Annotated in this window: 15 protein-coding genes; 12 read left to right on the top strand and 3 right to left on the bottom strand. The window is 64.6% G+C overall.

Going from position 1 to position 14,169, the window contains the following annotated elements; genetic code table 11:
* Positions 1 to 2: 2 nt before the first annotated feature.
* The 3 genes from DCG74_RS34740 (at position 3) to DCG74_RS34730 (ending at position 2,943) form a co-directional block, all read left to right on the top strand.
* Positions 3 to 2,099: a 3-hydroxyacyl-CoA dehydrogenase NAD-binding domain-containing protein gene (locus tag DCG74_RS34740; RefSeq protein ID WP_172785857.1), complete on the top strand. Its 2,097-nt coding sequence runs from the start codon at positions 3 to 5 to the stop codon at positions 2,097 to 2,099.
* A gap of 21 nt (positions 2,100 to 2,120) precedes the next feature.
* The gene (locus DCG74_RS34735; protein WP_027577195.1) at positions 2,121 to 2,531 is read left to right on the top strand and encodes an acyl-CoA thioesterase; all 411 of its coding nucleotides are present in this window, start codon (positions 2,121 to 2,123) and stop codon (positions 2,529 to 2,531) included.
* 220 nt (positions 2,532 to 2,751) lie between these two features.
* Positions 2,752 to 2,943 carry a hypothetical protein gene (locus DCG74_RS34730; protein ID WP_036013862.1) on the top strand — a complete coding sequence of 64 codons (192 nt, stop codon included), beginning with the start codon at positions 2,752 to 2,754 and terminating at the stop codon, positions 2,941 to 2,943.
* 226 nt (positions 2,944 to 3,169) lie between these two features.
* On the opposite strand, the gene DCG74_RS34725 is transcribed toward DCG74_RS34730, so the two are convergent.
* Positions 3,170 to 3,622: a nuclear transport factor 2 family protein gene (locus DCG74_RS34725; RefSeq protein WP_172785960.1), complete on the bottom strand. Its 453-nt coding sequence runs from the start codon at positions 3,620 to 3,622 to the stop codon at positions 3,170 to 3,172.
* 154 nt (positions 3,623 to 3,776) lie between these two features.
* On the opposite strand from DCG74_RS34725, the gene DCG74_RS34720 reads away from it, so the two are divergent.
* Positions 3,777 to 4,463: an HAD family phosphatase gene (locus tag DCG74_RS34720; protein ID WP_172785858.1), complete on the top strand. Its 687-nt coding sequence runs from the start codon at positions 3,777 to 3,779 to the stop codon at positions 4,461 to 4,463.
* Positions 4,464 to 4,569: 106 nt separating this feature from the next.
* Positions 4,570 to 5,415 (top strand): DeoR/GlpR family DNA-binding transcription regulator, encoded by an 846-nt coding sequence (locus DCG74_RS34715; protein WP_172785859.1) that lies wholly within the window; start codon positions 4,570 to 4,572, stop codon positions 5,413 to 5,415.
* 3 nt (positions 5,416 to 5,418) lie between these two features.
* On the opposite strand, the gene DCG74_RS34710 is transcribed toward DCG74_RS34715, so the two are convergent.
* Complete coding sequence (locus DCG74_RS34710; RefSeq protein ID WP_172785860.1) at positions 5,419 to 5,835, bottom strand: type II toxin-antitoxin system VapC family toxin; 417 nt, start codon at positions 5,833 to 5,835, stop codon at positions 5,419 to 5,421.
* On the bottom strand, positions 5,835 to 6,086 hold the full coding sequence (locus DCG74_RS34705) for a type II toxin-antitoxin system prevent-host-death family antitoxin (RefSeq protein WP_172785861.1): 252 nt from the start codon (positions 6,084 to 6,086) through the stop codon (positions 5,835 to 5,837). The genes DCG74_RS34710 and DCG74_RS34705 overlap by 1 nt, the downstream gene beginning before the upstream one ends.
* 288 nt (positions 6,087 to 6,374) lie before the next feature.
* Here DCG74_RS34705 and glpD point away from each other — a divergent pair, with 288 nt between their 5' ends.
* The 7 genes from glpD to DCG74_RS34670 all read left to right on the top strand — a co-directional run bounded on the left by glpD (position 6,375) and on the right by DCG74_RS34670 (position 14,089).
* Entirely contained in the window at positions 6,375 to 7,925 is a 1,551-nt protein-coding gene (gene glpD, locus DCG74_RS34700) for a glycerol-3-phosphate dehydrogenase (RefSeq protein ID WP_172785862.1), read from the top strand.
* Positions 7,922 to 8,998: an ABC transporter ATP-binding protein gene (locus DCG74_RS34695; RefSeq protein WP_172785863.1), complete on the top strand. Its 1,077-nt coding sequence runs from the start codon at positions 7,922 to 7,924 to the stop codon at positions 8,996 to 8,998. The genes glpD and DCG74_RS34695 overlap by 4 nt, the downstream gene beginning before the upstream one ends.
* Before the next feature lie 14 nt (positions 8,999 to 9,012).
* On the top strand, positions 9,013 to 10,098 hold the full coding sequence (locus DCG74_RS34690) for an ABC transporter ATP-binding protein (RefSeq protein WP_172785864.1): 1,086 nt from the start codon (positions 9,013 to 9,015) through the stop codon (positions 10,096 to 10,098).
* A complete protein-coding gene (locus DCG74_RS34685; protein WP_172785865.1) occupies positions 10,098 to 11,072 on the top strand; it encodes a carbohydrate ABC transporter permease in 975 nt (324 codons plus the stop codon). Before DCG74_RS34690 ends, DCG74_RS34685 begins: the two co-directional genes overlap by 1 nt.
* On the top strand, positions 11,072 to 11,878 hold the full coding sequence (locus DCG74_RS34680; protein WP_172785866.1) for a carbohydrate ABC transporter permease: 807 nt from the start codon (positions 11,072 to 11,074) through the stop codon (positions 11,876 to 11,878). The genes DCG74_RS34685 and DCG74_RS34680 overlap by 1 nt, the downstream gene beginning before the upstream one ends.
* 9 nt (positions 11,879 to 11,887) lie before the next feature.
* The gene (locus DCG74_RS34675; RefSeq protein WP_172785867.1) at positions 11,888 to 12,217 is read left to right on the top strand and encodes a DUF2160 domain-containing protein; all 330 of its coding nucleotides are present in this window, start codon (positions 11,888 to 11,890) and stop codon (positions 12,215 to 12,217) included.
* A gap of 129 nt (positions 12,218 to 12,346) precedes the next feature.
* A complete protein-coding gene (locus tag DCG74_RS34670; RefSeq protein WP_172785961.1) occupies positions 12,347 to 14,089 on the top strand; it encodes an ABC transporter substrate-binding protein in 1,743 nt (580 codons plus the stop codon).
* The last annotated feature ends 80 nt before the right edge of the window (positions 14,090 to 14,169 follow it).

Here is a 14,169-nt window from a genome sequence, read left to right as displayed (position 1 = left end):
CCATGGATTCCAAGATCATGACCGCGCTCGGCGGCCGCGTGCTGGAGATCGGGCCGCGGCCCGCACCGGATGGTCCCTACAAGCACTTCAAGCTGACGCGCCATTCGGATGGTGTCGCCTGGCTGCTGTTCGACCGCGCTGACGGCAACGCCAACACGCTCTCGTCCGACGTGATGGAGGAGTTCGACGCCGTGCTCGCGGCGATCGAGACCGAGCGCCCCGCCGGTCTCGTCATTCGCTCGGCAAAGCCGTCGGGCTTCATTGCCGGCGCGGATGTCAACGAATTCCGCGGCGCGTCCGATCCCGACATGGTCGAGACGCGCATCCGCGCCGCGCACGCGGTGGTCGACCATCTGGAAGCGCTAAAGCTGCCGACGGTCGCGGTCATTCACGGCTTCTGCCTCGGCGGCGGGCTCGAGGTGGCGCTGGCCTGCCAGGCGCGCATCGCCATCGAGGGGGCGCGTTTCGGCTTCCCGGAGGTGATGCTCGGCCTGCATCCTGGTCTCGGCGGCACCGCCCGGTTCACCGCGCTGGTCAATCCGACCCAGTCGATGGCGCTGATGCTGACCGGCCGCACCATCGACGCGCGCCGCGCCAAGGCGCTCGGCCTCGTCGACACCGTGACGCAGGAGCGCCACGTCCAGGGCGCGGTGAAGGATGCGCTGTTCGGCCGTCTGAAGCGGGCCAAGCCCGGTCTGCTGACGCGCGCCGCCAATCTCGGGCCGGTGCGCGGCCTGCTGGCCAAGCGCATGCGCGCGGAGGCCGCGAAGGCTGCATCGCGCGAGCATTATCCCGCGCCCTATGCGCTGATCGATCTCTGGGAGACCCACGGCGGCAGCAAGTCCGCGATGCTGAAGGCCGAGCAGGCCTCGTTCGCCAAGCTGATGGTTACGCCGACCGCGCAGAACCTGATCCGCGTCTTCTTCCTGCGCGAGCAGATGAAGAAGGCGGCAGGCTCCGCTAGCACGGTGAAGCAGGTCCACGTCATCGGCGCCGGCGCCATGGGCGGCGACATCGCGGCCTGGTGTGCGGGGCAGGGCTTCCGCGTCTCGCTCGCCGACATGAAGCCGGAGCCGATCGCGGGCGCAGTCAAACGCGCGGCCGACCTCTACGGCAAGATCATCCGCAAGCCCACCGACGTGCGCGACGCGCTAGATCGCCTGATCCCCGACATGGACGGCGAGGGCGTCCGCAACGCCGATCTCATCATCGAGGCGGTGCCGGAGAAGCTGGAGCTGAAGCAGAAGGTCTATGCCGGGCTCGAGCCGCAGATGAAGTCCGGCGCGATCCTCGCGACCAACACTTCGAGCATTCCGCTCCAGGACCTGCGCACGACGCTGGCGCGGCCGGAGCGGCTGGTCGGCCTGCATTTCTTCAACCCGGTGTCGCGGCTGCAATTGGTCGAGGTCGTCAGCCATGACGGCAACGATGCGCAAGTGTTCAAAGAGGCGCTCGCCTTCGTCGGCGCCATCGACCGCCTGCCGCTCGCCGTGAAGAGCTCGCCCGGCTTCCTCGTCAATCGCGCGTTGACGCCCTACATGCTGGAAGCGATGGTGATGCTGGACGAGAAGACGGACCAACGCCTGATCGACGCTGCGGCCGAGCAGTTCGGCATGCCGATGGGACCGATCGAGCTGGCCGATCAGGTCGGGCTCGATATCTGCCTCGACGTCGGCGACATGCTGCGCACCAAGTTCGGCGATCTCCTGCCGCCGACGCCGGCCTGGCTGCGCGAGAAGGTCACCAAGGGCGAGCTCGGCCGCAAGACCGGCAAGGGTTTTTACACCTGGAAGGACGGCAAGGCGGAGAAGACGCCGTTGCCGCAGACCGGTCCGCGCGTCACTGACCAGATGATCGACCGCCTGGTGCTGCCGATGTCCAACGTCTGCGTCGCGGCCCTTCGCGAAGGCATCGTCGACGATGCCGATGCAGTCGACGGCGCCATGATCTTCGGCACCGGTTATGCACCGTTCCGCGGCGGTCCGCTGAACTATGCGCGCACGCGTGGCGTCGAAAACATTGTATCCACTCTTCGCGCGCTGGCTGAACGATTCGGCGCGCGTTTCGCGCCCGATCCGGGCTGGGACAATTTCAAGTGAGCAATCTCGCGTGAGAGGGGCATGAACGAGCAAGCCACGACCGGGCCGAGCGGCGATCTCTGCATCCGCACGCTGGCGATGCCGGCCGACACCAATGCCAACGGCGACATCTTCGGCGGCTGGCTGCTCAGTCAGATGGACGTCGGCGGCGGCGTGTTCGCCTCGAAGGTTGCGCGGTCGCGCACCGTGACGGTCGCGATCGAGGCGATGAATTTTCGCAAAGCGGTCTATGTCGGCGATCTCGTCTCGGTCTATGCCAATCTCGTGCGCGTTGGGCGCACCTCGCTGACCGTGCATCTCGAGGCCTGGGCATTGCGGCGCAAGGAGCTGCATCCGTTCCTCGTCACCGACGGTCATTTCACCTATGTCTCGATCGACGACCACGGCCGTCCGCAGGCGATCCAGCGAAACGATCCGCCGATCGCGACGTAATCGCGCGCGGCGCTCTGCCTCATCTTGCAGCTTTGCAGCGCCGCAAAACGCGGCACGAGCAAGTCACCTCGTCGCGGCTTCGCCAAGAACCAGTCATAAAACGGATGAGGTCCCGGCGTACTCAATTGCGTGTCGATTCGGGGTGGAAACGGCCGCAAATGCCTAGGGAACCTTTGGGCAGGAGCACCGTTGTTTGCCCGCACTGAGGAATCCACGGACTATGCCGGACAGCTACATCATCGAAGTCGATTCGCAGACCGCAGGTATCGTCGTTCGTTCTTCTGGAGGCTACTGCTTCTTCGCCTCGTCGCACCGCTTCAACCGTCTCGAAGGCCAGCTCTTCCGCAACGCCCGCGAAGCCGAGCGCGCCGCGCGCAGGCTGGTGAACGGCGATGTGAAGGAGGCGGCGTAAGCACCTACCGCCGGTGATTTCGACGCGCGAGGCGTGGTCGGAATTTTTTGCCGAGCGCACCGCTGCCCCTTCTCCCCTTGTGGGAGAAGGTGGCGCAAAGCGCCGGATGAGGGGTTGCTTCAGCAAGCTCACATGTGAAGGGTGGCTCGCGGAGAGAGACCCCTCACCCGTCTCGCCGCTGCGCGGCGAGCCACCCTCTCCCACAAGGGGAGAGGGTAATAAGTCATCACAACTTCGTCGCCGCCCGCGACAACAGCTTCCACTCGTCGCCCTGCTTCTGCCAGTTCATCAGGATGTGAAGGTTGGTCGATACTTTTTTCCCATCGGCCGCCATCTCCTGCTCGCCCAGCCAGTGGAAACGCACGATCGCTGCGGGGCCGACCACCTTGATGGTGGGATCCTTGTATTCGATCGACAGAAACTTGGACTTGCCGTCGGTCGCGTTGGCGATGAATGTCGCCTTGTCCTCGACCTTGCCGCTGGAATGGCTGTAGCTCAGCTCCTCCGCGCACAGCGCGCCGAGCGCCTTGGGATCGGCCGCGATCTGGGCGAGGCGGAAGGCATCGACCCTCTTCGCCACGGCTTCCTCGTCTGCCGAAGCGGCGAGCGCCGGCGTCGCGAACGCAAGCGCGGAGACGGCGAGAGTCGAGAGAGCCAGATCGCGTCGGTTGATCGTCATCGTTTCCTCCTTTTTGATCTTGTGGCCAGTGTTGCAGTCGCGCGCGGCTTTGTCGAGCGTCACCTGCTGGTCATGTGGATGCGTCATTGCGCGATCGAGGCCGTATTGATACGCCTTCCGCATCGATGCGTCGCGCATTTGGGAAAGTACGGAAATGATCGAGACCAAACACGATGGAACGGGCCGGGCGTTGTTGTTCGACATCGACGGCACGCTCGCCGACACCGACCCGTTGCACTTGAAGGCTTTCAACCAGGTGCTCGGCCCGCACGGACACGTCTTCGATCACGCACGTTTCTCCCGCGAGCTGCAGGGCTTCGCCAATGTCGCGATCGGCGATCGCTTTCTGCCCCACGAGGCGCCGGAGCGGCGCGCCTTGATCCTCGAACAGAAGGAGGAGGTCTTCCGCACCCTGGTAGCCGGGCAGATCGCACCGCTGCCGGGCCTGATGGCGCTGCTCGACCGCGCCGATGGCGCCGGCATTCCCATGGTCGCCGTGACCAACGCGCCGCGTCTCAATGCCGAGCTGCTGCTCTCCGGCCTTGGCATCACGCATCGTTTCAGGGCGCTCGTGATCGGCGCCGAGCTGCCGCATGGCAAGCCGCATCCGCTACCGTACCAGGAAGGGCTGCGTTTCGTCGGCGCGAGGCCGGAAAGCTCGATCGCATTCGAGGACTCCCGCACCGGCGTGCAGTCCGCAACCGCCGCCGGCATTCCGACCGTCGGCATTCGCACCAGCCTCAGCCATGCTGACCTGATTGGAGCAGGCGCGGTCGCCTCCGCCAGCGCGTTCGACGATCCGGACCTGATCGCACGTCTTGCAAGCGTCATGGCGTGGTAGGAAATGGCGTCGTGAGAACCTCCATCCGTTAACCGTGATCGGCATCCGCATTGACCGCAGGCGCGAACCGCCGCACCATGCATCATCCTGATGTGAGGCCTTTGCCGTGACCGGACTGACCCATCGCCAAGCCGAAATCCTCAACATCGCGCGCGCCTCCGGCCGAGTCATGGTCGAGGAGCTCGCGCGCCGCTTCGAGGTGTCGGCGCAGACCATCCGCAAGGATCTCAACGATCTCTGTGAGCGCAGATCGCTGACCCGTATCCATGGCGGCGCCATCATCGCCTCGGGCGTCGAAAATCTCGCCTATGAGGCGCGCCGCTTCGTCGCCGCCGACGAGAAGAAGGCGATTGGGGCGGCCGCCGCCTCGCTGATCCCGAACGGCTGCTCGCTGTTCATCAACATCGGCACCACGACGGAGGAGGTCGCGAGCGCGCTGACCTCGCATGAGGACCTGCTCGTCATCACCAACAACCTCAACGTCGCCATGCTGCTCTACCGCCATCCGCGCATCGAGGTGGTGGTCGCCGGCGGCACGGTGCGGCGCGCCGACGGCGCCGTGGTCGGCTCGACCGCGACGCAGCTGATCGGCCAGTTCAAGGTCGACTACGCCATCATCGGCGCGTCCGCGATTGACGAAGAGGGCGCGCTACTCGACTTCGACTATCGCGAGGTGCAGGTGGCGCAGGCCATCATCGCCAATGCCCGCAGTGTCATGTTGGTCGCCGATTCCACAAAACTTCGCCGCAGCGCGCCGGTGCGCATCGCCCACATCACCCAGATCCAGACCTTCGTCACCGACCAGGAGCTGCCCGAGCGCCTCGCCACCATCTGCCACAGCAAGGGCATCGAGGTGGTCGAGGCGATGCCGAAGGGCGCGGATATCGACGATGCGCCGACCGACGGCCAGGACGCCGCACCGGAAGCCGCGCCAGTGGTGCGGCTGAGATAGCGGCTAAGCGTCGTCCCACGGGTTGAGCAGCGCAACGCCCGTCGGTTTGAAATCCTCTACATTGCGCGTAACAACCGTCAAACCATGAACTAGCGCGGTTGCAGCAATGAGCGCGTCGCGTTCGGCGCGCGGGTTGGGAACGTGAAGTTGTGCCCAACGCTGCACGACAGCCGTATCGATAGGCAGGATCCGACCCTCGAAGCGAGCCAGAATCTGGCTGTTGATCCAGCTGCGCAAGATGGCACCTTGCGCTGCGTCCCTGCGTTCGATCAGGCGTGCGCCAAGTTCGATCTCGAGAATCGAAATGACTGAGATGAAGAAGTTTGCTGCCGGAATTGCGCCTGCCCAGGCAACGACGTGCCGGTCGGCCTTGTCCGGTCGCCTCAATTCGGAAATGACATTGGTGTCCAGCAGGAACATCAGTCGAGATCAGTAGCCCTGAAGATGCCCTCATCCACGCGAGGCGGATCGAAATCAAAATCCGCGTTCGTCTGCGCCAGAGCTTCCGCAAGGCTCATGTGTCCGCCGGTGAGGCGCAAGTAGTCCTCGATGGTCAGCAGGACATGGGCTGGACGGCCGCGGTCTGTAATGAAAACGGGTCCTTGCGATGCCGCTTTCTTGGCGCCGCTGGTGTCTTGATTGAATTCTCGGCTGGTCAGGGTGGTCACCATCGTCTGAGCCTCCAAGCCGTGGCCATGCTCCGCTTGGGAAGCTATGTAGGAATGTTGCTACATACAAGTGCAAAGACGTGCCGGCCCACTGGCCCGTGCCTGGATGCCGTTCGGTCGAGCTACTTGCCCCAAAATCTGTCCGTCCACCTGCCGATTTCGCTGCCTCATTGCCCACCAAAAAGTTCCGCTTTCGCTTCCTTTCGCCTCTCTTTCATCTTGCTTTCGTTTTCCGGTGTGATCTAATCAAAAGCGAAAGTAGCCGCTCGACGAACGGGCGGTCGCCGGGGGATGCGTCTGTTGGAGCGTATTTTCGATCTCGCCATCATTGGAGGCGGTGTTAACGGCTGCGGCATCGCGCGCGACGCGGTGGGCCGCGGTAACACGGTTTTCCTGTGCGAAATGAACGATCTGGCGAGCGGGACATCGTCCTGGTCGACCAAGCTCGTGCACGGTGGCCTGCGCTATCTCGAATATTACGAGTTCCGGCTGGTCCGCGAGGCGCTGATCGAGCGCGAGATCCTCTGGGGCATCGCGCCCCACATCATCCGACCCCTGCGTTTCGTTTTGCCGCATCACGCCGGCCTGCGCCCGGCCTGGCTGCTGCGCCTTGGCCTCTTTCTCTATGATCACATCGGCGGCCGTCACCTGCTGCCGGCGACGCGCTCGGTCGATCTCAAGCGCGATGAGGTCGGTAAGCCACTGATCCCGAATCGCTACAGCCGCGCCTTCGAATATTCGGACTGCTTCGTCGACGACGCCCGCCTCGTCGTGCTCAATGCGCGCGATGCCGCCGACAAGGGGGCCGAGATCCGCACCCGCACCCGCGCCACCGAGATTCGCCAGTCGGACGGCCTCTGGACCGTCAGCATGGTCGACACGCTGACTGGCGCGCGCTCGCAGATCCGGGCCAAGGCGCTGATCAATGCCGGCGGCCCCTGGGTCGAGGACGTGCTCGGCCGCGGCGCCGGCGTGAATGCGAAGGCCAAGGTGCGCCTGGTGCAGGGCTCGCACATCGTCGTGAAGAAGCTCTACGACCACGACCGCGCCTACATGTTCCAGAACGCCGACGGCCGCATCATCTTCGTGATCCCGTACCAGGACGACTTCACGTTGATCGGCACCACCGACCGCGACTATGACGGCGATCCCGCCAAGGTGAAGGCGACGACTGAGGAGATCGAATATCTCTGCAAGGCGGCGAGCGAATATCTGGCCAAGCCGGTCGCGCCCGCCGACGTGGTCTGGACCTATTCCGGCGTGCGCCCGCTCTATGACGACGGCGCCAGCGAGGCCAAGGCCGCCACGCGCGACTACGTGTTCGAGCTCGACACGCCCGGCGGCGTGCCGCTGCTGTCGATCTATGGCGGCAAGATCACGACCTATCGCAGGCTCGCCGAGGAGGCGCTAGAGCGCCTTGCGCCCTATCTGCGCAGCGCGAAGGCGCGCGAGGGCTGGACCGGCAAATGGCCGCTGCCGGGCGGCGACATGAATGTATCCGACATCGACGGCCTGATCGCCGAGCTGCAGAGCGGCTATCCTTTCCTCAGCCATGCGCATGCGCGGCGCCTGGCGCGCGCCTATGGCACCCGCGCCATCAAGCTGCTCGGCGATGCGAAATCGGCAGCGGATCTCGGCCAGGCCTTTGGCGCCACGCTGACCGAGCGCGAGGTCCGCTATCTCATGGCCAATGAATGGGCCGTCACCGCCGAGGACGTGGTCTGGCGCCGTTCCAAGCTCGGCCTGCGACTATCTGCCGACGAGATCGCGGCCCTCGACGACTGGATCAGGAGCCACGCGGTGGCGCAAAGTCCCCTGCTGGAAGCGGGAGGACGCTCATGACCGTGACACTCGATCACGTGACCCGGACCGTCGAGGGCGTGCCGCACATTCGCGACGTCTCGCTGACGCTCGAGAGCGGCACGCTCAACGTGCTGCTCGGGCCGACGCTGTCGGGCAAGACCTCGATCATGCGGTTGCTCGCCGGCCTCGACAAGCCGACCACGGGCAAGGTGTTCGTCAACGGAAAGGACGTCACCGGCGCCGATGTGCGCCAGCGCTCGGTCGCCATGGTCTATCAGCAGTTCATCAACTACCCCTCGCTGACGGTCTACGAGAACATCGCCTCGCCCCTGCGCGTGCAGGGCAAGCCGCGCGACGAAATCGAGGCGCGCGTGGCGGAGGCGGCAAAGCTGCTGCGGCTCGAGCCGTTCTTGAAGCGCACGCCGCTCCAGCTCTCCGGCGGTCAGCAGCAGCGCACCGCGATCGCGCGCGCGCTGGTCAAGGGCGCCGATCTCGTGCTGCTCGACGAGCCGCTTGCCAATCTCGACTACAAGCTGCGCGAGGAGCTGCGCGCCGAGCTGCCGCGCATCTTCGAGGCCTCGGGCGCGATCTTCGTCTATGCCACGACCGAGCCGACCGAGGCGCTGCTGCTCGGCGGCAACACGGTGTGCATGTGGGAGGGCCAGGCGCTGCAGATGGGCGAGACGTCGAAGGTCTATCGCCGCCCGCGGACCCTGCGTGTCGCCCAGGTCTTCTCGGATCCGCCGCTCAACCTGGTGGGCCTCGAGAAAGGGGATGGCATGGTTCAATATGCCGGCGGCAGCGCTGCACCCGCGTCCGGACTTTATGCGGGCCTTCCCGACGGCTTCTATCGCGTCGGCTTTCGTGCCCATCAGCTCGGGCTTGCCAATGGCGAGGCTGACCGTCACGCCTTTCACGCCACTGTCACGGTGACCGAGATCACCGGTTCGGAGAGTTTCGTGCATCTGACCCGCGACGGATCGAACTGGGTGGCGGTGCTGCACGGCGTGCACGAGTTCGAGCCCGGCCAGATGCTCGACGCCGTGCTCGATCCCAATGATGTTTTCGTATTTGACGCGGCGGACCGGCTGGTCGCCGCGCCGGGCTTGTAAGAGGGAGATGCGACATGGCCCGCATTGACCTCGTCGATCTCGCCCATTCCTACGGCGGCAACGGTGCGCCGCAGGAGAGCTTTGCGCTCAAGCCCGTGACCATGACCTGGCGGCAGGGCGGCGCCTATGCGCTGCTCGGCCCAAGCGGCTGCGGCAAGACCACGCTGCTCAACGTCATCTCCGGCATCATCACGCCGTCGCGGGGCAAAATCCTGTTCGACGGCAAGGACATCACACCGCTGTCAACTCAGAAGCGCAACATCGCGCAGGTGTTCCAGTTTCCGGTGATCTACGACACCATGACGGTGGGGCAGAACCTGGCGTTCCCGCTGAAGAACCGCGGCGTGCCGAAGGCCGACATCGACAGGCGCGTCGCCGAGATCGGTCGCCTGCTCGATCTCGAGCCCTATTTGAACCGCAAGGCCACGCGCCTGACCGCCGACGCCAAGCAGAAGATTTCGCTCGGCCGCGGTCTCGTGCGCAACGATGTTGCCGCCGTGCTGTTCGACGAACCGCTGACGGTGATCGATCCCGAGCTGAAATGGCAGCTCCGCTCCAAGCTGAAGGCGCTGCATCGCGAACTCGACCTCACGATGATCTACGTCACCCACGACCAGACCGAGGCGCTGACCTTCGCCGACACCGTGGTCGTGATGCATGACGGGCGCGTGGTGCAGAGCGGCACGCCGGCCGAGCTGTTCGACAAGCCGGCGCACACCTTCGTCGGCTATTTCATCGGCTCGCCCGGCATGAACATCCTGCCGGCGGAGGTGAGGGGGCGCGAGGCGCGCATTGGCGGTCACGTCATCGCGCTGAACCGCAGCTACGACAACCTGCCCGCGGGGGCGAAGATCGAGATCGGCGTCCGTCCCGAATTCGTCGAGGTGGTCGCGCCCGCGCCCGGCCTGCTCACCGCCAGGATCGAGCGCATCGACGATCTCGGCCGCATCCGCTTCGCGCGCGTGCGCGTCGGCGACGCCAAGCTCGCGGCGCGTGCCCCCAGCAGCTTCACCAGCGCGGACGGCACCGCCGGGCTGAGATTCGATCCGTCGCACGTCCACGTCTATGCCGACAGCCTTCTGGTGGAGGGAGCCGCCTGATGGACAAGACCGTCAACCAAAAAGCCTGGTTCCTGGTGCTGCCGGTGTTCCTGGTCGTCGCCTTCTCGGCGGTGCTGCCGCTGATGACGGTGGTGAACTATTCGATGCAGGACACCTTCGGCAACAACCAGTTCTTCTGGAACGGCGTCGGCTGGTTCAAGGAGCTGCTCGATCCCTCCACCGATCTCGGCGGCCGCTTCCTCGCCTCGCTCGGCCGCAACCTGTTCTTCTCGCTCGTCATCCTCGCCATCGAGGTGCCGCTCGGCATCGTCGTTGCGTTGTCGATGCCGCGCGAGGGCTGGACCGTCGCGGCCTGCCTCGTCATCCTCGCGCTGCCGCTGCTGATCCCCTGGAACGTGGTCGGCACGATCTGGCAGATCTTCGGGCGTCCCGACATCGGCCTGCTCGGCTACGTTCTCAACGCCATGGGCTTCGACTACAATTACGTCTCCAACGACGTCGATGCCTGGGTCACCGTCATCGTGATGGACGTCTGGCACTGGACCAGCCTGGTCGCGCTGCTCTGCTACGCCGGCCTGAAGTCGATCCCCGAAGCCTATTACCAGGCCGCGCAGATCGACGGCGCCTCGCGCTGGGCCGTGTTCAAGGCGATCCAGCTGCCGAAGATGAACCGCGTGCTGTTGATCGCGGTGCTGCTGCGCTTCATGGACAGCTTCATGATCTACACCGAGCCGTTCGTCGTCACCGGCGGCGGGCCCGGCAATTCCACCACCTTCGTGTCGATCGAGCTGGTCAAGATCGCGCTCGGCCAGTTCGATCTCGGCAAGGCCGCCGCGCTGTCACTGGTCTACAACCTCATCATCCTGATCGTCTGCTGGATCTTCTACACCGTCATGACCAACGCCGGTGTCGAACGCAAAGTCCAGGCGGAAAGCGAGCCGGCGCTGGAGCCCAAGCCCTCGGCCGCGCTCAAGCCCGTGCCCGCACTCAAGCCTAGGGAAGGAGTGGCCTGATGCATTCGATCCCCGGCCGCCGCCTCATCATGGGGCTGTTCCTGGTCTTCCTGCTGCTGCCGATCTACTGGCTCGTCAACATGAGCTTCAAGACCAACAGCGAGATCGTCTCGACGATGACGCTGTGGCCGCACACCCCGACGCTGCAGCATTACAAGCGCATCTTCACCGACGAGAGCTGGTATTCGGGCTACATCAATTCGCTCGAATACGTCGTCCTCAACACCGTCATCTCGATCGCCGTGGCGCTGCCGGCGGCTTACGCCTTCTCGCGCTACCGCTTCCTCGGCGACAAGCACCTGTTCTTCTGGCTGCTGTCGAACCGCATGGCGCCGGCCGCGGTCTATGCGCTGCCGTTCTTCAATCTCTATTCGGCGATCGGGCTGTTCGACACCCCCTGGGCGGTCGCGCTCGCGCACTGCATCTTCAACGTTCCGCTGGCGGTGTGGATCCTCGAAGGCTTCGTCTCCGGCGTGCCGCGCGAGATCGACGAGACCGCCTTCCTCGACGGCTATTCCTTCCCGCGCTTCTTCATCAAGATCCTGGTGCCGCTGATTGCGAGCGGCATCGGCGTCGCCGCCTTCTTCTGCTTCATGTTCTCCTGGGTCGAGCTGCTGCTGGCGCGCACGCTGACCTCGGTGCACGCAAAGCCCATTGCCGCGATCATGACGCGCACGGTCTCGGCCGCCGGCATGGACTGGGGCCTGCTCGCCGCCGCCGGCGTGCTCACCATCATTCCGGGCGCGCTGGTGATCTGGTTCGTCCGCAACTACATCGCGCGCGGTTTCGCGCTCGGCCGCGTGTAGGAGGCATCAATGGAATCCATCGCATGGATGGCCTGGACGCTGCCGACCGCGATCTTCTTTGCCGCGCTCGCGTGCACGCTGGCGGTGATGACCTGGCTCGCCGCGGTCTATCCCGAGGCCGAGCGTGTCGGCGTGCTGCGCATCCCGACCACGCGCGGCGACCGCCTGTTCATCTCGCTGATCGCGGCCGCCGTCATCCACCTCGCGTGGATCGGCCTCGTCGGCACCGACGCGATCGCCACGCTGCCGGTCGGCGAGGAGGGGTTTGAGATCTCGAGCCTGTGGCTCGCATCAGGAATTTCGCTGGTCACGGCCGCGCTCATTTTCCGCACGGTCTGAAGCTTGCGAAGGGACGGCCAGATCCGGGACCAACCCGGGCCTGTATAAAAGTTTGTCGCTGCAACGGAGGAAAACATGCGACAGTTTAGGAGAAGGAAAGGTCCATTGACCAAGAATAGCTTTTTGACCATGTCCAGCGCCGCTGCGATCATCGCAGTGTCGTTCGCCGTCTCGGCGCCGGTTCGCGCCGCCGACGACGCCGTGATCCAGAAGTGGATCGCGGAATTCACGCCTTCGACGCTGTCGAAGGAAGACCAGAAGAAGGAGCTGGAGTGGTTTGCCAAGGCCGCCGAGCCCTTCAAGGGCATGGAGATCAACGTCGTCTCCGAGACGATTACGACTCATGAATACGAGGCGCAGACGCTCGCCAAGGCATTCTCCGAGCTCACCGGCATCAAGCTCAAGCACGATCTCATCCAGGAAGGTGACGTCGTCGAGAAGCTGCAGACCCAGATGCAGTCGGGCAAGAACGTCTATGACGGCTGGATCAACGACTCCGACCTGATCGGCACGCATTTCCGCTACGGCCAGACCATTGCGCTGTCGGACTACATGACCGGCGAGGGCAAGGACGTCACCAACCCCATGCTCGACGTCAACGACTTCATCGGCAAGTCGTTCGGCACCGGGCCGGACGGCAAGCTCTACCAGCTGCCCGACCAGCAGTTCGCGAACCTCTACTGGTTCCGCTACGACTGGTTCACCAATGCCGACTACAAGGCCAAGTTCAAGGCCAAGTATGGCTACGAGCTCGGCGTGCCCGTGAACTGGTCGGCCTATGAGGACATCGCCGAGTTCTTCACCAACGACATCAAGGAGATCAACGGCGTCAAGGTCTACGGCCATATGGACTATGGCAAGAAGGACCCATCGCTCGGATGGCGCTTCACCGACGCCTGGCTGTCGATGGCCGGCAACGGTGACAAGGGCATTCCGAACGGTCTGCCGGTCGACGAATGGGGCATCCGCATGGAGGGCTGCCGCCCGGTCGGCTCTTCGGTGGAGCGTGGCGGCGACACCAATGGTCCGGCCGCAGTCTACTCGATCACGAAGTATCTCGACTGGATGAAGAAGTATGCGCCGCCGCAGGCGCAGGGCATGACCTTCTCCGAGTCGGGCCCCGTGCCGTCGCAGGGTAACATCGCCCAGCAGATGTTCTGGTACACCGCCTTCACCGCCGATATGGTGAAGCCGGGTCTGCCGGTGGTGAATGCGGACGGTACGCCGAAATGGCGTATGGCTCCGTCGCCGCACGGCTCCTATTGGAAGGAAGGCATGAAGCTCGGCTACCAGGACGCCGGCTCCGCCACGCTGCTGAAGTCGACCCCGCCGGATCGCCGCAAGGCAGCCTGGCTCTATCTCCAGTTCATCGTCTCCAAGTCGGTGAGCTTGAAGAAGAGCCATGTCGGTCTCACCTTCATCCGTGAATCCGACATCTGGGACAAGTCGTTCACCGAGCGTGCGCCGAAGCTCGGCGGCCTGATCGAGTTCTACCGCTCGCCCGCGCGCGTGCAGTGGACCCCGACCGGCAACAACGTGCCCGACTATCCGAAGCTCGCGCAGCTGTGGTGGCAGAACATCGGCGATGCGTCGTCCGGTGCGAAGACGCCGCAGCAGGCGATGGATGCTCTCGCGGCGGCCCAGGACTCCGTGTTGGAGCGCTTGGAGAAGTCCGGCGTGCAGGGCGCCTGCGGTCCGAAGCTGCACAAGAAGGAGTCGGCCGAATTCTGGTTCGCCAAGGCCCAGAAGGACGGCACCATCGCGCCGCAGCGCAAGCTCGCCAACGAGAAGCCGAAGGGCGAGACGGTGGACTACGACACCCTGATCAAGTCGTGGCCCGCCACTCCGCCCAAGCGCGCATCGCTGCAGTAAGCGACGTCTCATAACCACGAAAGGCCGGGAGCAATCCCGGCCTTTTTGTTTTGGTGGTGTGTTGCTTCCACACCCGTCAC

The organism is Bradyrhizobium sp. WBAH42 (genome assembly GCF_024585265.1).
Classification (GTDB): Bacteria; Pseudomonadota; Alphaproteobacteria; order Rhizobiales; family Xanthobacteraceae; genus Bradyrhizobium.
Note: the sequence above shows the minus strand (reverse complement) of the source record. Positions and strands in the feature narration are given on the sequence as shown.

Bases quoted from the DNA above. Each gene is read 5' to 3' on its own strand.
- DCG74_RS34740 (WP_172785857.1), top strand. From the start codon at position 3: ATGGATTCCAAGATCATGACCGCGCTCGGCGGCCGCGTGCTGGAGATC.
- DCG74_RS34735 (WP_027577195.1), top strand. From the start codon at position 2,121: ATGAACGAGCAAGCCACGACCGGGCCGAGCGGCGATCTCTGCATCCGC.
- DCG74_RS34730 (WP_036013862.1), top strand. From the start codon at position 2,752: ATGCCGGACAGCTACATCATCGAAGTCGATTCGCAGACCGCAGGTATC.
- DCG74_RS34725 (WP_172785960.1), bottom strand. From the start codon at position 3,622: ATGACGATCAACCGACGCGATCTGGCTCTCTCGACTCTCGCCGTCTCC.
- DCG74_RS34720 (WP_172785858.1), top strand. From the start codon at position 3,777: ATGATCGAGACCAAACACGATGGAACGGGCCGGGCGTTGTTGTTCGAC.
- DCG74_RS34710 (WP_172785860.1), bottom strand. From the start codon at position 5,835: ATGTTCCTGCTGGACACCAATGTCATTTCCGAATTGAGGCGACCGGAC.
- DCG74_RS34705 (WP_172785861.1), bottom strand. From the start codon at position 6,086: ATGGTGACCACCCTGACCAGCCGAGAATTCAATCAAGACACCAGCGGC.
- glpD (WP_172785862.1), top strand. From the start codon at position 6,375: ATGCGTCTGTTGGAGCGTATTTTCGATCTCGCCATCATTGGAGGCGGT.
- DCG74_RS34695 (WP_172785863.1), top strand. From the start codon at position 7,922: ATGACCGTGACACTCGATCACGTGACCCGGACCGTCGAGGGCGTGCCG.
- DCG74_RS34690 (WP_172785864.1), top strand. From the start codon at position 9,013: ATGGCCCGCATTGACCTCGTCGATCTCGCCCATTCCTACGGCGGCAAC.
- DCG74_RS34685 (WP_172785865.1), top strand. From the start codon at position 10,098: ATGGACAAGACCGTCAACCAAAAAGCCTGGTTCCTGGTGCTGCCGGTG.
- DCG74_RS34680 (WP_172785866.1), top strand. From the start codon at position 11,072: ATGCATTCGATCCCCGGCCGCCGCCTCATCATGGGGCTGTTCCTGGTC.
- DCG74_RS34675 (WP_172785867.1), top strand. From the start codon at position 11,888: ATGGAATCCATCGCATGGATGGCCTGGACGCTGCCGACCGCGATCTTC.
- DCG74_RS34670 (WP_172785961.1), top strand. From the start codon at position 12,347: ATGTCCAGCGCCGCTGCGATCATCGCAGTGTCGTTCGCCGTCTCGGCG.